General features: G+C 36.9%; 20 protein-coding genes, 2 tRNA genes, 2 pseudogenes and 1 other annotated feature. Of the genes and pseudogenes, 17 read left to right on the top strand and 7 right to left on the bottom strand.

Features of this window, described 5'->3' with window-relative positions:
- Positions 1–5 precede the first annotated feature (5 nt).
- Together FC37_RS11040 and FC37_RS07810 are read right to left on the bottom strand one after the other, a co-directional pair.
- A complete protein-coding gene (locus FC37_RS11040) occupies positions 6–407 on the bottom strand; it encodes a hypothetical protein (RefSeq protein ID WP_239442286.1) in 402 nt (133 codons plus the stop codon).
- 9 nt (positions 408–416) lie between these two features.
- A pseudogene (locus FC37_RS07810) lies at positions 417–1,102 on the bottom strand (ABC transporter ATP-binding protein).
- 88 nt (positions 1,103–1,190) lie between these two features.
- On the opposite strand from FC37_RS07810, the gene FC37_RS07805 reads away from it, so the two are divergent.
- From FC37_RS07805 to FC37_RS07760, 10 genes are all read left to right on the top strand, one after another.
- The gene (locus FC37_RS07805; protein WP_025005975.1) at positions 1,191–2,516 is read left to right on the top strand and encodes a PTS transporter subunit EIIC; all 1,326 of its coding nucleotides are present in this window, start codon (positions 1,191–1,193) and stop codon (positions 2,514–2,516) included.
- Entirely contained in the window at positions 2,485–3,414 is a 930-nt protein-coding gene (locus tag FC37_RS07800) for an alpha/beta hydrolase (RefSeq protein ID WP_025005974.1), read from the top strand. The genes FC37_RS07805 and FC37_RS07800 overlap by 32 nt, the downstream gene beginning before the upstream one ends.
- 283 nt (positions 3,415–3,697) lie before the next feature.
- Positions 3,698–5,821, top strand: coding sequence for an ATP-dependent Clp protease ATP-binding subunit (locus FC37_RS07795; protein WP_056945590.1), 2,124 nt, complete (start codon positions 3,698–3,700; stop codon positions 5,819–5,821).
- A gap of 108 nt (positions 5,822–5,929) precedes the next feature.
- Positions 5,930–6,571 carry a signal peptidase I gene (gene lepB, locus FC37_RS07790; protein ID WP_025005973.1) on the top strand — a complete coding sequence of 214 codons (642 nt, stop codon included), beginning with the start codon at positions 5,930–5,932 and terminating at the stop codon, positions 6,569–6,571.
- A 94-nt stretch (positions 6,572–6,665) separates the two neighbouring features.
- A complete protein-coding gene (locus FC37_RS07785; RefSeq protein WP_025005972.1) occupies positions 6,666–7,418 on the top strand; it encodes a hypothetical protein in 753 nt (250 codons plus the stop codon).
- A gap of 105 nt (positions 7,419–7,523) precedes the next feature.
- On the top strand, positions 7,524–8,867 hold the full coding sequence (locus FC37_RS07780; RefSeq protein WP_025005971.1) for an amino acid permease: 1,344 nt from the start codon (positions 7,524–7,526) through the stop codon (positions 8,865–8,867).
- Positions 8,868–8,916: 49 nt separating this feature from the next.
- Positions 8,917–10,290, top strand: coding sequence for an amino acid permease (locus FC37_RS07775; protein ID WP_025005970.1), 1,374 nt, complete (start codon positions 8,917–8,919; stop codon positions 10,288–10,290).
- A gap of 153 nt (positions 10,291–10,443) precedes the next feature.
- Positions 10,444–11,553, top strand: coding sequence for an NB-ARC domain-containing protein (locus FC37_RS07770; protein ID WP_025005969.1), 1,110 nt, complete (start codon positions 10,444–10,446; stop codon positions 11,551–11,553).
- 90 nt (positions 11,554–11,643) lie between these two features.
- Positions 11,644–12,372, top strand: a complete 729-nt coding sequence (locus tag FC37_RS07765) for a gamma-glutamyl-gamma-aminobutyrate hydrolase family protein (RefSeq protein WP_025005968.1) — start codon at positions 11,644–11,646, stop codon at positions 12,370–12,372.
- A 12-nt stretch (positions 12,373–12,384) separates the two neighbouring features.
- On the top strand, positions 12,385–13,779 hold the full coding sequence (locus FC37_RS07760) for an APC family permease (protein WP_025005967.1): 1,395 nt from the start codon (positions 12,385–12,387) through the stop codon (positions 13,777–13,779).
- Between the two features lie 63 nt (positions 13,780–13,842).
- Here FC37_RS07760 and asnA read toward each other — a convergent pair whose 3' ends face one another.
- Positions 13,843–14,856 carry an aspartate--ammonia ligase gene (asnA, locus tag FC37_RS07755; protein WP_025005966.1) on the bottom strand — a complete coding sequence of 338 codons (1,014 nt, stop codon included), beginning with the start codon at positions 14,854–14,856 and terminating at the stop codon, positions 13,843–13,845.
- Between the two features lie 60 nt (positions 14,857–14,916).
- Positions 14,917–15,164 (bottom strand) — a binding site (T-box leader).
- Between the two features lie 124 nt (positions 15,165–15,288).
- On the opposite strand from asnA, the gene FC37_RS07750 reads away from it, so the two are divergent.
- Positions 15,289–16,344, top strand: coding sequence for a DUF871 domain-containing protein (locus FC37_RS07750; RefSeq protein ID WP_025005965.1), 1,056 nt, complete (start codon positions 15,289–15,291; stop codon positions 16,342–16,344).
- Between the two features lie 83 nt (positions 16,345–16,427).
- Here FC37_RS07750 and FC37_RS07745 read toward each other — a convergent pair.
- The 3 genes from FC37_RS07745 to FC37_RS07735 all read right to left on the bottom strand — a co-directional run bounded on the left by FC37_RS07745 (position 16,428) and on the right by FC37_RS07735 (position 17,776).
- Positions 16,428–16,501, bottom strand: a tRNA-Pro gene (locus FC37_RS07745).
- An 8-nt stretch (positions 16,502–16,509) separates the two neighbouring features.
- Positions 16,510–16,583 (bottom strand) — tRNA-Arg (locus tag FC37_RS07740).
- 200 nt (positions 16,584–16,783) lie between these two features.
- Positions 16,784–17,776, bottom strand: coding sequence for a GMP reductase (locus tag FC37_RS07735; protein ID WP_025005964.1), 993 nt, complete (start codon positions 17,774–17,776; stop codon positions 16,784–16,786).
- 197 nt (positions 17,777–17,973) lie between these two features.
- Here FC37_RS07735 and FC37_RS07730 point away from each other — a divergent pair, with 197 nt between their 5' ends.
- The 4 genes from FC37_RS07730 to FC37_RS07715 all read left to right on the top strand — a co-directional run bounded on the left by FC37_RS07730 (position 17,974) and on the right by FC37_RS07715 (position 21,593).
- Complete coding sequence (locus FC37_RS07730) at positions 17,974–19,263, top strand: adenylosuccinate synthase (RefSeq protein ID WP_013438736.1); 1,290 nt, start codon at positions 17,974–17,976, stop codon at positions 19,261–19,263.
- A 3-nt stretch (positions 19,264–19,266) separates the two neighbouring features.
- A complete protein-coding gene (gene purB, locus FC37_RS07725; RefSeq protein WP_025005963.1) occupies positions 19,267–20,562 on the top strand; it encodes an adenylosuccinate lyase in 1,296 nt (431 codons plus the stop codon).
- A gap of 86 nt (positions 20,563–20,648) precedes the next feature.
- Positions 20,649–21,008 (top strand): hypothetical protein, encoded by a 360-nt coding sequence (locus FC37_RS07720; protein ID WP_013438734.1) that lies wholly within the window; start codon positions 20,649–20,651, stop codon positions 21,006–21,008.
- Between the two features lie 93 nt (positions 21,009–21,101).
- A complete protein-coding gene (locus FC37_RS07715; RefSeq protein WP_025005962.1) occupies positions 21,102–21,593 on the top strand; it encodes a hypothetical protein in 492 nt (163 codons plus the stop codon).
- 27 nt (positions 21,594–21,620) lie between these two features.
- Here FC37_RS07715 and FC37_RS07710 read toward each other — a convergent pair.
- Positions 21,621–21,878, bottom strand: a pseudogene (locus tag FC37_RS07710) (transposase); the annotation flags it as partial.
- Between the two features lie 222 nt (positions 21,879–22,100).
- On the opposite strand from FC37_RS07710, the gene FC37_RS10500 reads away from it, so the two are divergent.
- On the top strand, positions 22,101–22,259 hold the full coding sequence (locus FC37_RS10500; protein WP_164477384.1) for a hypothetical protein: 159 nt from the start codon (positions 22,101–22,103) through the stop codon (positions 22,257–22,259).
- 62 nt (positions 22,260–22,321) lie between these two features.
- Positions 22,322–22,972 carry a hypothetical protein gene (locus FC37_RS07705; protein WP_025005961.1) on the top strand — a complete coding sequence of 217 codons (651 nt, stop codon included), beginning with the start codon at positions 22,322–22,324 and terminating at the stop codon, positions 22,970–22,972.
- Positions 22,973–23,023: the final 51 nt, after the last annotated feature.

Raw genomic sequence — 23,023 nt, 5'->3', positions numbered from 1 at the left:
ATTTTTTAGCAAATAAGAAAGAGCAATTTCTTTATTGTTTTCTGGGAAATGGCCCTTAATTCATAGCTTGAGAGATTATTTGATTGAGAGAATACCCGCAAGACATCTTGCTTATTTTTGACTTTTACATCTTGCAGATAGCCAAAGGTAGCCTGCTTAATTTCAGGGAGATTTTGAATGGTTGCTCGATCAGTTGAATTAATTCCGTAGTTGGAACTAACGGTGACATCGGCTAAATTGTGCTTAGTAAAAAAGTCCGCACCTGTTGCACGCATATCGGGGCCGGCTATTTTTAGTCCTACGAAGGCAAAAGTACCTAAACCAATTAGTAAGATAATTGCGATATAACGACCAAGCGAATGCGTTATGGCTTGGAAAGCGTCCTTCCATAAAATTGATTTGTGCATTATCAACACCTACCATTCAATGCTGCTGATATCCGCAGGCTGATCATTAGTTTGCCGTCACGAATACGAATTACTTTATCCGCAATTGGTGCAATAGCGGCGTTATGGGTAACGATGAGCACAGTGGAGCCATTTTTTCGGCTCATATCTTGTAGGATTTTTAAAATCTGTTTACCGGTTTTGTAATCGAGTGCTCCTGTTGGCTCATCACACAATAATAGCTCTGGCTTTTTCGCAATAGCACGAGCAATAGCGACACGTTGTTGTTCACCACCAGATAATTGAGCGGGAAAATTTTGCTCTCTATCAGATAAGTCTACTTCTCTTAAAGCCTCATCTGGATTCATTGCATCAGGCACGATTTGCGCAGCCAGTTCTACGTTTTCTTTTGCAGTTAGATTGGGGATTAAATTATAGAATTGAAAGACAAATCCCACATAATTTCTGCGGTAAGTTGTTAATTGTTTGGCGTTATAAGATGCAATGTTTTTGCCTGCGACGATCACATCACCGCTTGTATTAGGTTCCATTCCGCCTAGAATATTGAGCAGTGTGGATTTGCCGGCTCCTGAAGAGCCTAAGATAACTACTAATTCTCCCTTATTAATAGAAAAAGTAATATCTTTATTGGCGTAAATAGTTGTATCCCCAGATTGATAAATTTTAGTATTATTTTTTAATTCTATATAGGCCATAATTATCAACTTCCTAGCATCATTGTATAATGTGATTAATATAAACTCATTCAATCATATTTATTGAAGATAGGTAAAGGGAAAAGCTATGGGAGAGAGAATAACCAACTTTATTCTTATCATAAGAAGATTACCAATATTTAGAATTTTTCAGCGAACTTTGGGGATGCTGATGCCAATTGCAATTATTGGTTCTTATTTTAAGTTGCTACGTGATGCTGTTTTTTCACCAGACAGTTTTATTTATAATATCCTGAATTTTGATTTAACTATGTCCGACAAAATATGGTATGCCGGTTCCTTTATTTGTAACGGCTTTGTGCGGGTAACTTTTGGATTATTTGGTTTATATGCGGCATATTTTGCGGCACGTTATACAGCACGTTTATATCATAAAGATTCTACGTTAGCCGGTATGACTGCAGTAATGATAATTATGTTTTGTGCGTATGCAAGTAATGTGGGAAATAAGCTTAGTAATAAGTCAATGTTTTCATCTAGTGTATTGCAAATTAATGCTTTGTTACTTGCGTTACTAGTGGGATATGCAGTTGGTGAAATTTTCCATTGGTTAGGTAAAAATCACCAGCCTGTAGAATTTGAACATGTTCATCGAGTTAGAACTCGGGCCTGGAATGCGCTTTTGCCTGCATCTGTATCTATTATTGCGGGGATGATTTTGGGGATTATTATTTATGAATTGCAAATCAAGATATTGAGCTCCAGTACTTTTAAAGAATTGGTTATTCAAATCCAAAATTCCAACAATATATTTGAAATTATTGCATTGGCGTTTGTCGTTATGCTGCTTAGTTGGATTGGGATTGGCTATCCTTTAGCTTCTTTATCTACGGCTGCAGCACTTACAAGCGGGGCAGCTACTGTTAACCTCAATTATGCATTAAAACATGGCGGTTCATGGAATGTTCCTTATAAGTTTTTAGGTAGTTCGCTTGTTTATCCTTACGGTGCAATGGGCGGTGCTAGCGTTGTTTTAGCATTAATAGTAATCATTTTATTGTCACATCAAAATAAAGAGACAGAGAATATTGCCAAGGCTAATTTATTGCCTGCAGCATTTAACTCTACGTGGGGGTTCATGATAGGGTTGCCAATTATTTTAAACCCCGTGCTCTTTTTACCTATGGTATTGATCCCTGTAATTAATATCATGATTGCTTCATTAGCAATTTTTCTTCATATTATTACACCATGTGTTTATCCAGTATTAAAAGGGACCCCAGGAATTCTTATTTCGTTTTTCGGTTCTAACGGCAACTGGAGTAATTTAGTCTTTTCTATTTGTTTATTTATTTTAGATATTTTGATGTTAATACCTATTTCGTTATTGGGACAGAGGATAGAAAGGAAACTTAAAGCTTATGAATATGAAAAAGGCCAACAAACTGCTTAAAAATCCTAATTTAAAATGGATTGCCCTTGTTTTATTAGTAGTTATGGTTTTCGCTATTCCTGGTTATAAATGGATGGAAAGAGATAACCAAGCTCGTGCACAAAGAATGAAATCTGCCTTGTCACCGGTAATCATGGTGCCTGGATCCAGTGCGAGTACTGAACGTTTTAATGAGTTGGTTAAATTATTAAATCAAAACACTCCAACTAAACATAGCGTGTTGAAAATCAACGTTTCAACTAATGGTAATCTGTCGTATTCGGGCTCAATTAATAAAAATGATAATGAACCATTTATTATTATTGGCTTTAAAAACAATAAGGACGGTTATAGCAATATCAAAAAACAAGCAGGATGGTTAGATGAAGCCTTTGAAGCTATTTCACAGGATTATAAATTTAATAATTTTAAGGCCTTTGGTCATTCTAATGGTGGTCTAATTTGGACATACTGGCTAGAACATTATTATTCAACTTATTCGGATGAAATTACCATGAAGCGTTTAATGACAGTAGGAACGCCGTATAATTTTAGCGAAAAGAATATCAACCATAAAACGCAAATGTTGGAAGATTTTATTAAGTGCAAAAATAGACTCCCTAAGAACTTAGTGGTGTATTCTGTATCTGGAGGCAAAAATTATGAGTCAGATGGGATCGTCCCAGAAGCTAGTGTTGCAGCAGGAAAGTATATTTTTCAAAAGCAAGTAAAGAGTTATACTGCGATGACAATCACTGGTGATAAGGCTGATCACTCTGATTTGCCTCAAAATCAACAAGTAGTCCAGGTTATTCAACAATATTTATTAGAACCAATTAAGAATAAGAATAATCAAGTAATATCGCGACAAGGAAAAAAGTCAGATAACGATAAAAATGGACAAAATGAGCAGGATTAATATTCATCCTGTGGAAAACTTTTACACCCAATAATCCTTAAAGCGTATAATTTCATCCTTCTTAATAAAATCTTTATATATTGTGAAGTAATATAAACGCTTATATATCAACGATTTTATTACTTTTTTAGATTAACATCACAAATTAAAAGAAAAATGTGGAAAACTTTTAAATCTATGCTTGCAATCTGTGGATAACCTGCTATACTTATAAATGTAATGAATTAGCACTTAAATGCTTTGAGTGCTAAAAATCAAGTTTATGATGGGAGTGTTTGCAGATATGGCATACTTTGACAATGATTTTGACAACTTATTTAACGAATTGAACAGCTCATTCTTTAATGACGACTTTGGCAGAAGAAGTGGCAACGGTAATTCAGGTTCAATTCCTATTAATTACTCAAGCAATATGAGTTCAGCTCCTCAAACCATTCAACAAACCCCACAACAACCAAATGAAAAACCAATTGGCGTAGATTTAGTTGAAGAAGCAAAGAAGAATAATTTTGACCCGGTTATTGGTCGTGACGAACAAATTGATAACGTTATTGAAATTTTATCAAGACGTAAGAAGAATAATCCTGTATTAATCGGACCTGCTGGTGTTGGTAAGACTTCTATTGTAGAAGGTTTAGCTGAAAGAATTGCTTCAGGCAATGTGCCAGCTAAGATGGCTAACATGCATATTATTTCAGTAAACATCAATGACATGGTTGCTGGTTCAAGTCTTCGTGGTAGCTTTGAAGAAAGATTAAAGAAGGTTATCGACAAGGCTAAGAGCGATCCTAACATTGTTTTATTCATCGACGAATTACACAACATTGTAGGTGCTGGTTCAACTGATTCAGAAAACAACAACGGTGACGCTGCTAACATCTTGAAGCCAGCTCTTGCAAGCGGTGACTTGAAGTTAATCGGTGCTACTACTACAAGCGAATTCCAAAGAATTGAAAAAGACCCAGCATTATCACGTAGATTCCAAGCTGTACAAGTTCCTGAACCAACTACAGATGTAGCTATCAAGATTTTGGAAGGCTTAAAGAAGAAGTACGAAGATTACCACCACGTAAAATACAGTGATGACAGTCTTAAACTAGCTGTTGAATTATCAGAAAGATACATTCAAGGTCGTTACTTACCAGACAAGGCCATTGACTTGATGGATGAAGCTGGTGCTAAGAAGGCTTTGCTTGTACAACCAACTGATGAAAAGAGCTTGAAGAATCAAATCAATGCTCTTGAAGCTAAGAAGTCAGAAGCTGCTAAGGCTGAAGACTACGACAAGGCTTCAGAAATTAAGAACAAGATTGCTGACCTTGAAAAGCAACTTAAGAACGTAGACACTAAGAATACTCCAGAAGTAACTGAGAAAGACATCTACGAAATTATTGAGCAAAAGACTAAGATTCCTATGAGCGAACTCCACGCTGACGAAGCTCAAAAGAACTTAGACCTTGCTAAGAAGTTAAAGCAAAACGTTATTGACCAAGACAGAGCAATTGATGTAATTACTGACGCTATTGCTCGTAAGCAAATCTTTAAAGACAGCGATCGTCCTACTGGTTCATTCTTACTTACTGGTCCTACTGGTGTTGGTAAGACTGAACTTGCTAAGCAATTAGCTATCCAATTATTTGGTAACAAAGATCACTTGATCCGTTTGGACATGAGTGAATACCAAGACGAAATGGCTGTTAACAAGTTAATCGGTTCAGCTCCTGGTTACGTTGGCTACGGTGAAGGTGGTCAATTAACTGAAAAAGTTCGTCACCAACCATACTCATTGATTTTGTTCGATGAAATTGAAAAGGCTAACCCACAAGTCTTCAACGCACTTCTCCAAATTATGGATGACGGTCGTTTGACTGACGCTCAAGGTAGAACTGTTTCATTCAAGGATACTATCTTGATTATGACTTCAAACGCAGGTTTCTCAGACAAATTGCTTGAAGACGGTAAGGTTGATCAAGACAAGTTAATCTCAGCTCTTGAAAACTACTTCAGACCTGAATTCTTGAACCGTTTGGACGCAATCGTTCCATTCAACTCACTTACTGAACAAGACATGGGCAAGATTATCAACATTTACTTGAAGAAGATGTCCCACGTACTTGCTAAGAAGGGTGTAACTGTTGAAGTTTCAGACAAAGCTAAGGCATTCTTGGCAGAAAAGGGTTACGACAAGAAGTTCGGTGCTCGTCCACTTAGAAGAGTTGTTGAACAAAACCTTGAAACTCCAGCTGCTAAGTTGATCTTAAGAGAACCTGACACTAAGAAGATTGAATTCACCGCTGATGACAAGCACTTGTACTTGAACGGCAAAGCAATCTTCGACATTTCTCCAAAGGTAGAAGAAAAGGTTAAGGAAGACGAAGCTAAGGCTGAAGACAAAAAGGAAGACTAAGATTAGTTAGTTAAATTAAAAGGATATTCCCGAGGGAATATCCTTTTTTTGTGCATGATGTATAATATAAAATGTTTAAAAAAGCATTATTATGAATGAGGTTTATTAATGGCGGATAAAGCAAATAAAAAAGAAAATAATGAATCATGGGGGAAGTTCTTCCTTGATATTTTAATTATTTGGGCAGTCTTGATGGGAGTCTTTTTCTTACTCTTTCGCTTCGTATTGAGTAATGATACAGTTTCAGGTCCATCAATGCAGCCTACTTTTCAAAACGGTGATCGTTTAATCTCCGTTCGTCATGCACAAATTAAGCGTGGGGAAGTAGTAATCGTGAAGGCTCCGGATGAACCGGGGGCTTTATACATTAAGCGTGTGATCGGTTTGCCTGGCGAAAAGATTGTCAGCAAGGATAATCAGATCTATATTAATGGCAAAAAGCTTGCTCAACCTTGGTTAACTAAGGGAAAAGATATGATTGATAATGGTACTGATACTTTTTACTCAGCTACCCAAAACTTCACTATGAAATCTCTTGCTAGATCACGTCAATATCAACAGTTCTACACTAAGTCCCAATTGAATTATATTAATAAAACAAATCGAATCCCTAAGGGTACTTACTTTGTAATGGGTGACCACCGCAGCGTGTCAAAAGATAGTCGTTACATTGGTACGATTAAACGCAAAAATATTGTGGGCGTAGTGAAGTTGAGATATTGGCCATTGAATCAATTTAAAGTTTATTAACAATGAGGATATTTCCGAGGAAATATCCTTTTTTGTTTAATTTCTATCTTTTTGTATAATGAAAAGTAATACGATTCGAGTAAGGGATAGGAATATGAGTAGAAGAACATTCGATTTAATTGTTAAAGTCGTTTTAACGCTGTTAGCATTAGCTGGGGGAATCATGGCTTTTGTTTTACAAATGCCAGGACGTTCTGTGGTATTGTCCTCAATTTATGGCGTTTTATATTTCGTTGCGGCGATCAGTTTTTGGTTTGAAGATAGGAAATCATGGATTCAAATTGTGATGATTGCCCCTTTGGTGATTACGCTGGTATTGACTATCGCCCAATCTATTGCTGGGATACCATTAGGAGTATTTCAAGGAAGTGGAATTCTTTTTTCGTGGATGATGGTTCTATTAGTGTCACCAGGCGTATTAGGGTTAATTTACTTTAATTTGAATATCCATCATGATAACTGGGATTTATTATTTGTTTTCATGAAAATCATCCTTAGCTTTGAAGTAGGGATTGTAGCATTCATGCTTATTATCATGCTGGAAGTTTCCGGTGCCATGATTTGGTCATTGCCGCAGTGGGGTCAATATCTATTTGTTTACGGCATCATGTTGTTGGCTATTTTAGATATCATCTATGCCATTATTAATTGGTTGAATTTTTATCGTGGTAAAGTGACTTGGATTACTACCACTTTATTTGTAATTGAAATAATTGCATGTTTACCTTTGTTCGGGATGCCTACAGTATCTGTAATAATTTTTGTGATCATTATGTTGGCGATTGTAATCTTTACTGCTTATCTTAATAATCGCATTAAAAGCAAAAAACAATTGCACAAAAAATAAGTAGGCTATATAATTCAAAACAAAGATAATTTTAATGGAGCGTCTGTTTCATTGTATAGAAATAGACGCTCTATTTCTTTATTCATAAGGAAGGTAGGGATAACTGTGAATGAAAAACCGAAATTAAAGCGGGGATTGAAAAGTCGTCACGTAACAATGATTGCAATAGGTGGTGCAATCGGTACAGGTCTTTTCTTGGGTTCCGGTTCAGCCATTCGTAGCGCCGGCCCTTCAATTATTTTGTCCTATTTAATTGTAGGTATTATTACGTTTTTTATGATGAGAGCTTTAGGAGAATTGATTTTAGCTGACCCTGAAAGCCACTCATTTTTGGAATCAATTAAAAAATATTTAGGTAAGCGAGCTGAATTTGTTGCAGGATGGGTTTATTGGGCTTGTTGGCTTACCTTAGCAATGGCGGACTTAACAGCTACGGGAATTTATTTGCGTTATTGGTTCCCATGGTTACCACAATGGGTTGGACCATTGGTAATCGTTGTCTTATTAATGTTAATTAACATGGTAAATGTAGGGTTATTTGGAGAACTTGAAAGTTGGTTCTCTATGATTAAGGTAATTGCTATTATTGCTTTAATTGTCACAGGTGTCATAATGATAGTGTTGCAGACACATGTTAAAGGTGGAACAGTATCATTAGTCAACTTGGTAAATCATGGGGGCTTTTTCCCTACTGGACCATGGGGCTTTTTACTTTCATTTCAGATGGTAGTGTTTGCCTTCGTTGGGGTAGAAATTGTTGGACAAACTGTTAGTGAAACGGCAAATCCGCAAGAAGATATTCCCAAGGCAATCAATACTTTGCCAGTTAGAATTGGACTTTTCTATGTGGGCTCAATGATCGCCATCATGTCAGTTTACCCATGGAATGAAATTACAACAGCGTCTAGTCCATTCGTTCAAGTATTTAGCGGTATCGGTGTAACGGCTGCAGCTGGTGTACTTAACTTTGTTGTTTTAACAGCCGCAATGTCTGCGACTAATAGTGCGATCTTTTCTACTAGCCGTTCAATGTATTCATTAGCACGCAACGGCCACGCACCAGAAAGATTAGGCAAACTTAATAAAAAAGCTATTCCGATGAATGCTTTAACTACATCATCACTTATTTTGTTTGTTGTAGTAATCTTGAATTACATCATACCAGCTCAAATTTTTGATGTGGTTTCAACAGTGTCAACAATCTGTTTTGTAATCGTTTGGATTATGATTATGTTTGCACACATTGTTTATCGTAAAAAGAATAAAGACAACTTGGGCAAATTTAGAATGCCAGGTTATCCTTTAACTAGCTGGTTAACAATTGTATTTTACTTTGCCATTTTAGTTTTGTTGTTCTTTATTCCTACGACACAATTAGCTTTGATCATTTCAATTTTGTTTGTATTGATCTTAGCAATTAGCTATAGCTTTATCTCAAAGAATAAATAATAAATATTTCCTAGGTAATATTTGCAGATGCTAAAAAGGGGAGTTGAATATGGCGAAAAAAGCACCTGAATTAAAGCGGTCAATGACGGCTGGTCAAATGGAAATGATTTCGCTTGGGGGAGCAATTGGGGTTGGACTTTTTATGGGTTCCGCTTCAACTATTAAATGGACAGGGCCCTCAGTTTTATTAGCCTATATGTTTGTAGGACTAATTTTATATATTGTTATGCGAGCATTGGGCGAAATGCTCTACGTGGATCCGGGTACTGGATCGTTTGCGGATTACGCTGCCGAACATGTTCATCCGATCGCGGGATATTTAGCTGAATGGGCTAATGTCTTCCAGTATGTGGTTGTAGGTATTTCTGAAGTGGTTGCCACGACTGAATACTTGCGCTTTTGGTGGAAAGGTACTTCTGATTGGGTAGCTGGTTTAATCATCATTGCCTTTTTATTGTTAGCCAATCTGGTTAGTGCCAAGGCTTATGCCACCCTAGAATTTTGGTTCGCAATGATTAAGGTTGTAACCATTATTTTAATGATTATTCTTGGCTTCATGGTCATTTTATTTGGCTTTGGTAATGGCGGTCACCCGGTAGGATTTTCTAATTTATGGAGTCATGGCGGCTTCTTCACTGGCGGAATAAAAGGATTCTTGTTCTCAATGGCAATCATTGTGGGGTCATATCAAGGAATCGAATTGATTGGTATTTCAGCTGGTGAGGTTGCTAACCCACAGGAAGCAATTGTTAAGAGTGTTAAGTCGGTTTTATGGCGAATCTTAATCTTCTACGTGGGTGCGATCTTCGTAATTGTAACGATTTATCCATGGGATGAATTGGGTAATATTGGTTCTCCATTTGTAACTACTTTTGCTAAAGTTGGGATTACCGCTGCGGCTTCTGTTATTAACTTTGTAGTTTTAACAGCTGCTTTGTCTGGGGCTAACTCAGGTATTTATTCTTCAAGTAGAATGCTTTATAAGATGGCACATGAAGAATATGCGCCTAAGACCTTTGGTTATGTCTCAAAGCATATTGTTCCTAGTCATGCAATTATTGGTATTACTTCAGGTATTTTCATTGGCTTTATGATGAATGTTTTGTTGCAATTCTTTAGTAAGTCATTAGAAAATGTCTTCGTAGTAGTTTATAGTTCATCAGTTTTACCGGGAATGGTAGCCTGGTTTGTAATTTTGTTAGCGGAATTACGCTTTAGACGAAAAAATAAGGAGCTAATGAAGAAGCATCCCTTTAAGTTACCACTTTATCCATATTCAAATTATTTTGCTTTATTCATGTTGGTACTGATCGTAGTTTTCATGTTTATTAATCCTGAGACTCGTATTTCAGTAGCAGTTGGTGCAGTAGTATTAATCGTAGCTGCACTAGCATACGTGATAAAGTATGGTAAGAAAAATTAAAATTGAAGCAGTAAAGCACATCGTTTCACTGCTTTTTTTATATTTTAAGATACACAAAGATACATAAAAGCAATTTAAGATACACAAAGATACATAAAGATACACAAAAAATGATAGAATAAAGTAAGCGTATTGTAGTAGGTAGGTGAGCAAATGAATAATCCATTTAATCCTAGTTTTGGTAGAATACCAACAATTTTTTTAAATCGTGGTCAACTAATAGATGAAGTGGTAGAAGAGCTTGATAATCCTAATAGTCCCTATAAAGTTTCTATTGTTTACGGGATGCGTGGAGTGGGAAAAACCACTTTTTTAACTGAAGTTGGCAGAAAGGTAGAACAAGAGCCAAATTGGCTGGTTGTTGATTTGGCAATGGGATCAAACTTGATGGCTACCTTAGTAGATAATCTTTATATGAAAGCTAACTCAGATTTGCAAAAAACATTTGAATCGATTCGTGGTCTTAGTTTCTCTGCATTTGGATTGCAATTGAGTGCAGATATAAGCAAACCTACACTTTCCACTTATCAAGGAATCTTAACAAATATGTTTGCTAAGTTGAGAAAAAAGGGGATTAAGGTTTTAATCACCTTAGATGAAGTTAAATCGAATTCTGAATTAAAGAACTTTGCGGCATATTATCAGATTTTAAACAGGGAAGATTATCCAGTTGCACTGATGATGACAGGCTTGCCAGAGAATATCTCTGAATTACAAAATGAAGACGTAATGACGTTCTTATTACGCGGAAAAAGAATACCGTTGTCATCATTAAATCTATCACAAATCGAATTGAGCTATAGTAAAGTGTTTAATCAGTCTGGATATAAAGTTAATGCAGATACTTTGAATAAGATGGTTGTGATGACTATGGGCTATTCATATGCATTTCAATTGCTAGGATATTTAGTTTGGAATGCAGCTAAGGAGAGTAAGATAATTAATCAAGCATTACTTGATCAGGTTAAAATTGAATATTTAATTGAACTAGATCAAAATGCTTATACTAAAATTTTTAGTAGTCTATCCAAACAAGATAAAAAATTTGTCTTAGCAATGGCTCAAAGCAAAAACAATCGCGTCTTGATCAAAGAAATTCGAGAAAAATTAGGACGTCCAAGCAATTTTGTGGCTAATTACCGCAGACGATTGCTGGATGATCAGATCATTAAGTCAACTAATTATGGTGAGGTCGCATTTACTCTGCCTTATTTTAAAGAATATGTTTTACAACAATATCGTTTTGAACAAGGCTTAGAATAAAAATTAAAAAATAATAAAATCCACTACTTGTATATGTAATAGATTTTTTATATAATATTACATACTAAAAGTAAGTGAGGAGGAGCATAAATGACAAGACCAATTATTGGTATTTCAGGTTCAGTAATTATTGATGATGGAGGGATTTTCCCCGGTTATCACCGCAGCTATGTAAATGAGGATTACGTAGATTCTGTAGTTCAAAATGGTGGTGTGCCTTACATTATTCCATTTACTGAAAATGATGAAGTAGTTAAAGCACAGCTCGATAATGTGCAGGGTTTGATTCTTTCAGGTGGTCATGATGTTGATCCACATCAATATGGGGAAGAACCTCTGCAAAAAATAGGTGCTACTTGGCCTGCACGTGATCATTTTGATATGCGTCTGCTCAAGTTAGCAGAAGAAAATGGAATTCCGGTGCTTGGTATTTGTCGTGGCGCTCAAATTATTAATGTTGCCCATGGCGGAACATTATATCAAGATTTGTCTTACCGTAAGGAATTGACTTTAAAGCATATGCAAGGTCATACACCAGATTTGCCAACTCATGGGATGAAGGCTAAGGCTGACAGCAAGCTAGCTCAAATTTTAGGGAAGACAGAGTTTAAAGTTAATTCATTCCACCACCAATTAATTAAGGATGTTGCACCAGATTTGATTGCTTCTGCAAAGGCTCCAGATGGTGTGGTTGAAGGTTTGGAAAATAAAGCGGGTAACGTCATTGCAGTTCAATGGCACCCCGAAATGTTACATCGTAATCCAGATGTCGCATTTATGAATAACTTATTCAAATTCGTAATTGATAATGCAAAATAGGGGAGAAAAATATTGAACGAGAAAACGGGAGATAAGCTAGGCTTTTGGTCGATAGTCCTGCTAGCTATTAATGCCATTATTGGTTCAGGTATCTTTTTGACACCTGGTAGTGTGGTACAACAAGCAGGCTCAAAAGCTTTAGTTGTTTACTTTATTGCTGCGATTTTTGCGGCAATTTTAGCCATTTCATTTGCGGCTGCATCAAAGTACGTTACTAAGTCAGGGGCCGCTTATGCTTATTCAAAGGCAGCTTTTGGCGATAAGATTGGTTTTTATATGGGTGTATTGCGTTACTTTTCAGCTAGTGTTGCTTGGGGTGTAATGGCTGTTGGGGTTATTAAGTCGACTATTTCTATTTTTGGCGGCGATCCTAATAAGGCACTCAGCGTAACGGTTGGTTTCTTAGTTTTGATGGCGATCATTACGATCATCAATCTCTTTGGTCAACGCGTTTTAAAGTGGGTGATGAACCTTGCCACTATTGGTAAGTTGGCCGCTTTGATTTTAATTATTGTAGCGGGTGTTGTGTTGTTGATTACGACCGGTGCATCAAGTCACTTGTCTGAGGTTGATCAAATTACGCAAAACGGTCAAAAGATTGTACCTACTTTGACTACTACCACCTTCGTTATGGCCATCGTTTCAGCGTTTTATGCATTTACTGGATTTGAATCAGTTGCCTCTGGTTCAGAAGATATGAAGAATCCGGAAAAGAATTTGCCACGTGCGATTCCACTTGCAATCTTTATTATCGCAGTAGTTTATATCGGCGTTGTAGCGGTAGCGATGGTGATGAATCCTAAGGCTTTGATGACTACTAAGCAAGTAGTAGCTGTAGCTGCGATCTTTAATAATGAGATTTTACGGGATGTCATCTTAGTTGGTGCGCTGGTTTCTATGTTTGGGATCAACGTTGCGTCTAGTTTTAACGCACCGCGTATTTTGGAAGCAATGGCACGTGAAGGCCAAATGTCTAAGGCTTTGACTAAGAGAACTAAGAATAATTTTCCAATTAGAACATTCTTTATCTCAGTCGCATTAGCTGTTTTAATTCCAATGGCGTTTGAATATAACATGGTTAACTTGATTACATTGAGTGCGATGGTTAGATTCTTAGGCTTCATCGTTGTACCAATTGCCGTTATTCAGTTCTATCGCGGCAAGGCTAAGGAAGGTGTTCTTAACGCTGATAAGAATGTTTTAACTGATGTAGTTGTACCAATTTTATCAATTGTGATTGTGATCTTCTTGCTGATCGAATATAACTGGAAGGCACAGTTCGGTGTTGCTAATAGCGCTGGTCAAATCGTTGGCGTTAACTGGTATGCCATTGCGATGATGATCTTCGGTTTCGTGATTTTGCCTTTAATCATGGCATGGATTTCAAGAAGTGAACGGAAGAATTAATAGTAAATAGTAATGTAAAAGGGATGCAAGATAATTGCATCCCTTTTGTGTAGTAGAAAAATTTTACAATAATTCAATATGATCTTCTTCACACTTTTTAACCATGTCTTCTGGCCAAATACTTGCTTGAACTTCACCGATATGAGCCTTACCAAGTAAAAGCATGCATAGACGTGATTGACCGATACCACCACCGATTGAGTATGGCAATGCGCCTTGCAAAAGCATTTGGTGGAATGGCAACTTAGCACGTTCTTCACAATGTGCCTTCTTCAGTTGTTCCTTCAAGCTTTCTTCGCTGACGCGGATACCCATTGATGAAATTTCAATCTTACTTTGAAGAGGTTCATACCAGAAAATCAAATCACCGTTTAATTGCCAGTCATCGTAGTCAGGTGCACGACCATCATGAGGCTTACCGCTACGCTTCAACTTGTCACCAATCTTCATGATAAAGACGGCCTTTTCTTCCTTGGCAATCATGTTTTCACGTTCATCTGGTGAAAGCTCAGGCCAGCGGTCTTCAAGCTCTTGGGTAGTAATGAATGAAACGTGATCAGCCAAGCGATAAGTAGAACCAGGGTAGCGCGCAGATACTAATTTTTCAGTTTCCTTAATAGCTCTAAAAATTTTGTTAACAGTGATTTCCAAAGTATCGGTGTTACGTTCTTCCTTGCGGATAACTTTTTCCCAGTCCCATTGGTCAACGTAAATGGAGTGGAAGTTGTCTAAATCTTCATCGCGGCGAATGGCGTTCATGTTAGTGTAAAGACCTTCGTGCATCCCAAAACCATACTTCTTAAGGGCGAGTCGCTTCCACTTAGCAAGAGAGTGGACTACTTCAATGGTGTCGTCCTTAGGCATTGACTTCATATCAAAAGCAACAGGACGTTCAACCCCGTTTAAGTTGTCGTTTAAACCAGTCTTTTGTTCAACAAACATTGGGGCAGACATTCTTTGTACGCCGAGAATAGAAGCGAGCTTATCTTGGAAAGTTTCACGGATGAAAACAATTGCTGCTTCAGTATCACGAACTGTCAATGTTGGACGGTAATCTTTAGGTAAAATAAGTGTCATAATAAATCCTCTTTCTCGAAAATATTTGAGAGTAAAGAAAAAGCCCTTCGCTCCCTGTAATCTAGGGACGAAAGGCTTTTTTCCGCGGTACCACCCACATTGTCTAATTATATAGACCTCTTAATGAAGCACCATCATGCTCCACCGGTGTGGTAACGTGCCGGAGACGTCTCAACCTACTTTAAGAATTGTTATTTCGGTGAGCTGCTAAAAGTGTTTTTCAATAATCCAGGGTCTATTAGTTTCGCACTAACACTAATTCACTGGAGAGAAATAGATTATTTACTCGTCTTTATCATAGCTTTTTAATTTATTTGATATATATTTAACAGTATTTCCCTAAAAAAAGCAAGCCAAAAATGTGATATGATAATTTAGAAAGCGGTTTACTTATAGACATAAAAGAAAATAATATTACTTTAGAGGATTAAAATGTTAGGTTTTTCTGTTTATCTCGGACATGATTTAACAGCCGAGAATTATAATTATTTATTGATGATGCGCAATAGTGGTTTTATGTGCGTATTCACCCAACTGGAAGTTCCTGATACAGAAAATGATATTGTATTAAAGCGGCTAGCTAATTTAGTTAATTGGTGCCAAAAATTAGACTTAAAAATTGTGGCAGATGTATCAGAAGAAGTTTTGCATAAGCTAAGTATTAATGGCATAGATCAAATTAAAAGCTTAAATTTAACAGGCTTGCGGATGGATGATGGCTTTAGTATGGAAACCATTGCCAAATTATCTAAGGAAATGCCCATCGTTCTGAATGCCAGCACGATTACGCAAGATGATATTGATAATTTGAAATATAGCAATGCTAACTTTGATAATTTGACAGCGGGGCATAATTTTTATCCGCGTCCTGAAACGGGACTTGATGCACATTGGATGCAAGAAAAGAATAAATGGCTCCATAAATATAATTTGAAAACGTCAGCCTTTATTTCGGGAAATGGTAAGTTGCGTGGACCGATCTTTGCGGGCTTGCCTACACTTGAAAAACAAAGAAATGAAAATCCACTTGCAGCAATTTTAGAATTACAAAAACTAGATTGTGATGATATTTTTGTAGGTGATCCGCAATTGACTAAGGATACAATTGAATCGATTACCAATTACCAAAAAGAAAAAGCTATTACATTGCATTTGGATACTGAAATTCCAGAATTATTTGAAGATGACTGGCATAATCGTCCTGATGTGGCAAGAGATGTAGTACGGCTAAAGGAAAGTAGAGAAAAGCAATTATTGTCGACAGAGCCACAAGACAATATTTATGCTCGGCCTAAAGGCAGCGTAACAGTTGATAATGATTTATATCAGCGATATAAGGGTGAAATTGAAGTAACTAAGTGTGATTTGCCGCGAAATGAAAAGGTTAATGTGCTGGCACAAGTAAAAGACTATGATTTGCCATTGCTTGATTATATTGGTGCTGATATGCGGGTCATTTTCAGAAAAGCGAATGCAAATAGTATTTAGTGAAGAAGTATTTCTTAGGAAATACTTCTTTTTTGTACAAAAAAAGAGATGAATCAAAGATTCATCTCAAAAAGTAGATATTATCGGGAAAACAGGATTCGAACCTGCGACCCCCTGGTCCCAAACCAGGTGCTCTACCAAACTGAGCCATTTCCCGTTTTTAAGTGCGCCCTGAAGGATTTGAACCTTCAACCTTCTGATTCGTAGTCAGACACTCTATCCAGTTGCGCTAAGGGCGCGTCTATCAACTCAATTAGTATAACATAAATATAAACGATGTCCAATATTTTTTTGCAAGAAAAAAAGCCTAGTTACTGTCTACCCTCCAGTAACTAGACCTATACTATTCTATCGAAAAAATGATAATAAAACTATCTTATTACAAAATAATTAACAAAAAATAATCAAAATGCAAATATTTTGTACTAAAAATGTCTAATTATCTATCCCCATCGAAGATATTGTCTTTGACGATGACGTAATCAACGAGTTTGATGGAGTTCAAATTGCGTCCGCCCGCATATGAAATTGATGATTGTAGATCTTCTTTCATTTCACGCAAAGTATCTTTAATTGATCCGCGATAGGGCACAAGCATTTGTTTACCCTCTACATTCTTGTAGGCACCTTTTTGTACTGCAGAGGCTGAGCCCCAATATTGCTTATAAGTTTTGCCATTAATTTTGATAACATTGCCGGGAGATTCTTCGTGACCAGCAAAAAGTGAACCGATCATCACCATAGTTGCTCCAAAGCGAACGGACTTCGCAATATCACCGTTATGACGAATACCACCGTCTGCGATTAATGGTTTTGAAGCCACCTTACTACACATACGAAGTGCGGCCAGTTGCCATCCACCTGTACCAAAGCCCGTCTTGAGTTTGGTGATGCAGGCACGACCAGGACCAACACCAACTTTAGTGGCATCAGCGCCGGCATTTTCAAGTTCACGTACGGCTTCTGGTGTAGCAATGTTACCAGCAGTCAAAAATGAATCAGGCAATTTTTCCTTAATGTACTTGATCATCTTAATTACATAAACTGAATGACCATGGGCTACATCGATTGTGATGTATTCAGGCTTAAGGTTTTGCTTAACCAATTCGTCGATAAAATCATATTCACTATCTTTAATACCGACTGAAATAGAAGCAAAGAGGCCCTTTTCGTGCATCATCTTGATAAAAGGAATTCTCTTCTCTGGTTCAAAACGGTGCATTACATAGTAATAACCGTTTTCTGCTAACCAAACGGCCAAGTCATCATTAATGACGCTTTCCATATTAGCTGGGACAACCGGTATTTTAAATGTTCGGCTTCCGAACTTTACGCTAGTATCCGCGTCACAACGGCTTTTGATGATTCCTTTATTAGGAATAAGTTGGATATCATCATAATCAAAGGCTTCCATACTAAAATAATTACTCAATTTGATTTGCTCCTTATGTAGTGCTTTACCAAACGAAAACTACTATATGGGATAAAATTTAATTTGTCAATATAGAAATCGAACTATGAAAGAAAATAAAAATAAAATAATTCGGATTTTGCATTGACTAATAATTTACAAATTGCTAGACTAGCTTACGTAATATTTATAGAAATTTTTTATGAGGTGAATTTCAAATGACAGCAGTTGCAGTCGTAGGTAGTCAATGGGGCGATGAAGGGAAAGGAAAGATTACTGACTTTTTGAGTAAAGAAGCCGCAATGGCAGTTCGCTCAAATGGTGGTAACAACGCAGGCCACACAATTGATATTGATGGCAAAGAGTTCAAGATGCGTTTGATTCCTTCCGGTATTTTTGCCGCATCTAAGGGTGCAGTAATTGGTAACGGTGTAGTTATCAACCCAGAAGTTATGTTTGGTGAACTTGATAACTTGGAAAAGAACGGAATCGACACCAGCAAGTTAAGAATTTCTAACCGTGCTAACATCATCATGCCTTACGACATTAAGCAAGATGAATACCAAGAAGAAGCTAAGGGTGCTAACAAGATTGGTACTACTAAGAATGGTATTGGACCAACTTACATGGACAAGGCTTCAAGAATCGGTATTCGCGTTTGTGATTTACTTGAAAAAGATACTTTTGAAGAAAAATTACGCCTTAACTTGAAACTTAAGAACGAATTATTTACTAAGGTTTATGGTAAGCCAGCTCTTAAGTTTGAAGACATTTTTGACAAGTACTATGAATACGGCCAAAAGATGAAGAAGTACGTTACTGATACTTCAGTTTTGGTTAACGATGCACTTGATAACGGCGAAAAGGTCCTCTTTGAAGGTGCACAAGGTACTATGCTTGATATTGACGAAGGTACTTACCCATACGTAACTTCATCAAACACTATCTCAGGCGGTATCTGCTCAGGTATTGGTATGGGTGCTAACCGTTTGAACACTGTAATCGGTGTCTGCAAGGCTTACACCACTCGTGTTGGTGAAGGTCCATTCCCAACTGAACTTCTTGATGAAGTTGGTGACAGAATTCGTGACACTGCTCATGAATACGGTACTGTTACCGGTCGTCCACGTCGTGTTGGTTGGTTCGACTCCGTTGCCCTTCGTCACGCTAAGCGTGTGTCAGGCATTAACGGCTTAAGCTTGAACTTGCTTGATGTCTTCTCAGGCTTTGACAAGATTAAGATTGCTACTGCTTACGAACTTGATGGTAAGAAGATTGATTACTACCCAGCAAGTTTGAAGGAACTTTACCGTTGTAAACCTGTTTATGAAGAACTTCCAGCATGGGATGAAGATATTACTCAAGTTAAGACATGGGATGCTCTTCCAGAAAATGCTAAGAAGTTCTTGAATCGTGTTTCAGAATTGGTCGGTGTACCACTTGTTACTGTTTCAGTTGGTCCTGACCGTGAACAAACTATCGTATTGAAGAATCCGTGGGAAATGTAATTTATGATTAATCGTTATACTCGTCCCGAAATGAGCAAAATTTGGACTGATGAAAATAGATACGCAGCTTGGCTTAAAGTAGAAATTGCTGCTACTAGAGCATGGGCTGAACAAGGCGAAGTGCCAAAAGAAGATGCAGAAAAGATTGCTAAGAATGCATCATTTACTGCAGAACGTGTGGCAGAACTTGAGCAAGTAACGCACCACGACGTTGTTGCCTTTACTCGTACAGTTTCTGAAAGCCTTGGACCTGAAAAGAAGTGGGTTCACTTTGGTCTTACTTCTACTGACGTTGTTGATACTGCTCAGGGACTTTTACTTAAGCAAGCCGATGAAATCATTCGTAAAGATTTGCATGAATTAAAAGAAACAATTGCAGAAAAAGCTAGAAAATATAAGTACACTGTTGAAATGGGTCGTACTCACGGTGTGCAAGCTGAACCTACTACTTTTGGTTTGAAGCTCGCTCGCTGGTATGCCGAAATCAACCGTGATATTGAACGTTTCGAACACGCAGCCAAAGGGGTAGAATCAGGTAAAATTTCTGGTGCTGTTGGTACTTTTGCTAACGTTCCACCTGAGATCGAAACCAGTGTTATGAAGCAACTCGGTTTAACGCAACAACCAATCACCAGCCAAGTATTGCCACGTGATTTGCACGCAGAATACATCGCAATGCTTGCTTTGATTGCAACCAGTATTGAAAACTGGGCTACTGAAATTCGTGGACTTCAAAGAAGTGAAATTCATGAAGTTGAAGAACACTTCCGTGCAGGTCAAAAGGGTTCTTCTGCAATGCCACACAAGCGTAACCCTATTGGCTCAGAAAACCTTTGTGGTATGGCCCGGGTATTGCGTGGTCATGTCGTTACAGCTTATGAAGATGTTGCCCTTTGGCACGAACGTGATATTTCTCACTCAAGTGCTGAACGTGTAATTTTGCCTGATACCACAATCGGTATCGACTACATGTTGCACCGCTTCAACCGTATTTTGAGCAACTTGGATGTCTTCCCAGAAACTATGCTCAAGAACATGGATCGTACCTACGGTTTAATTTACTCACAACGTGTGCTTCTTAAGTTGATTGACGAAGCAGGACTTTCTCGTGAAAAGGCCTATGATATGGTTCAAAAGTTGACTGCTAAGTCATGGAACGAGCAAAAACAGTTTAAACCTCTAGTAGAAAATAGCGAAATTATGAACTACCTTTCTAAAGAAGACGTTGATGATGCCTTTGATTATCACTATCACTTGCGTCATGTGGACGAAATCTTCAAGAAGTGTGGTTTAGACTAATTAATAAAATACCTAATAAAGAAGCGTTTGGAGAAATTCCAAGCGCTTTTTTGGTACAATGGGAACATGTTAGAGGGGACATATTTATGAAAAAATTTGGTTCATTTGTTGTTAGATTAATCGTATTGCTTGCTGGTATTGCCCTAGCGGGTTTTCTTGTTTGGCAATTATTCACTGATGCCACTTTACTTGACGTAGATGTTCAAACTAAGGGTCCAGTTATTGTCGTAATCTACAGTTTGATTGCATTAATTTCATTAGGTGCTGGAGCTAGTTTCTTTACAGATAAAAATTTAGGCTCAACTATTTTCTTGGGAGCAGTTTTAACAGTAATTGCTCTAATTCTCTGGGTGCAAAATCAAGATTTAGCTAATATTTATCGTTGGTACTTTATTTATGGATTGCTAGTTTCAGTATTGAGTCCATTTTTTAGAAAAGAAGACTAAAAAAACAAATTCCGAAAAAATTTCGCACCTTTTTTGCGTAATAAATAGTAGAGAGTAAAAACTCTACTACTTTTTTTGGAATGAGGTTTTGATATGTTAAACAACGAACTGTCGGCAGAGATGGTGGACCATTTAACCGCTGGAATTTTGAAGAAGTATAATGATAAATTACTTTCTGCGGTGCAGCGATTGTTTCCAGAGCTTGATATCAAAGAAGTGCAATCGCTTGATGACGTGAACAGAAATGCTTTGGGAGAACGAGCAGTGGTTCATGTAATCGCACGGGATGCAAAACGCAGCAAGTATGGTTTGATCATCCAAGTAGGTTCACAACGAGCAGGTGAAAACATTCTTGAAGTGGCTAATGGCTATCAGGAAGAAATTATCTTCGGTAGATTGGATTGCCCTGAAGAAGAATTCAAGGCAGCTTATGTTGTGTTTTTATGCCGTGAAGATCCATTTGGTAAAGGAAAATTTCGTTATGAATACTTTGGTGGCAAGTATGATAAGCGAACTGGAAAGACTATACCAGCACCTAATGTAATTTTCTTCAATTTAGATAATAAAGATGAAGAAATTTTTTAGAAAATATAGCTATGTATACGCGTGGTGCTAGTTAAATCGTTCTAGACAATAAGCCAAATTATAAGCTAAAATTGCAATTTCCAACCGGCTTTGAAAGCCTATCAGACTACGTGCTCGATTGTTCTCGGCATTGTAATAGGTCAGAAGCGAAAAGTCGCTTTCAATTGTTCTGCGAATAGCCATCAATTGATGATCATTGTGCTTTTTAGCTCCTGTCATATTTTTAGGATATGGTGTCCAAAGTTCGTAACCCATTTGTTTTAGCTGTTGATGCAGTTCTTTGCCTTAAATTTTCTTGGTGGGCTTATAACCAATGTCAACAAAGGTTGTTAACTAGTGCTGAGAAGAGCTCGGAGTTGCAAAATAAAGTTGATAAGATTGAATGCATCACTTTGGCAAAGGATTACGAGGAAATTTGACTAAAAATAATAAAAATATTAATTTGGTGTTGATTTTTATTAAAAAAGAATTATAATAATTTTAATAAAAATTCCAGGAGGTAATCTTATGAAAAAAGTGTTTTTGTCTTTACTCGTGTTGGCATCTGTTGGTGCAGGTCTTTTTGCTGGGACTCAGACAAAGGCTTCTGCTGCAACTTATAGAGTAAATCGTTTCATTCATACACTTCCTGGTGGTGATTGTGGTCAACATAATGTGCAAAATTAATAATAGAAATGGACATAATTTTAATTTAATTATGTCCATTTTTATATAAGGAGGTGAACTGGGTGAATAAAACTAAAAAATTTATTCGATCAAGACGAATTTCTGCCATTCTTCCTTGGATAGGAATGTTGGGTATGTTGTATTTGGTCTTTTCGCTGATTATGCATGGATTATTAGCATTTATAATTAATTTGGGATTTATAGCAAATTTTTATTACATAATTGATGAGTATAATTGGTTGATTGAAAGAATATCATTTGATTCTCAAAGGCTGATAGCAAATAAAAGAATGGGTATTAATCGTTTAGTTATGATAGTAAGTATAGTGGTAGCTGTACTTAATACAATTATTTTAATATTGTTAAAGAGACAAGATTTTATTAGTTTTTGTGTTGGGCTCTGCTTTATTAGTGAAATTTACTTCGTAAGTCGTTTAATTGAAAACTTTCAAGTAATATTGCATATTGCATTTGATAGTTGGAAGAAATTTTATATTTTGGTTGTAATAGGTACTACAGTTTCATCCAGTATATATCTACTTTTATTGTGTTTTAGTATAATAGCTTGTTTTATATATTTTGCAATTATTGGCATCATGTACGTGATAACATATTATATTTTAATAGAAATTCATGATAGGGTCGAAAATGATCTAGGTGGGCATAAATACTTTATAGATTTACCTGACAATCGATTTGGAAAAAGGTTTTAGTTCGTGAGATTTACAATTTTACGAACTAAAAAAGATATTAATCATAATACA

The organism is Lactobacillus gallinarum DSM 10532 = JCM 2011 (genome assembly GCF_001434975.1).
In the GTDB taxonomy this organism is placed as follows: domain Bacteria; phylum Bacillota; class Bacilli; order Lactobacillales; family Lactobacillaceae; genus Lactobacillus; species Lactobacillus gallinarum.
This window is presented reverse-complemented; position numbering and strand designations above follow the sequence as displayed.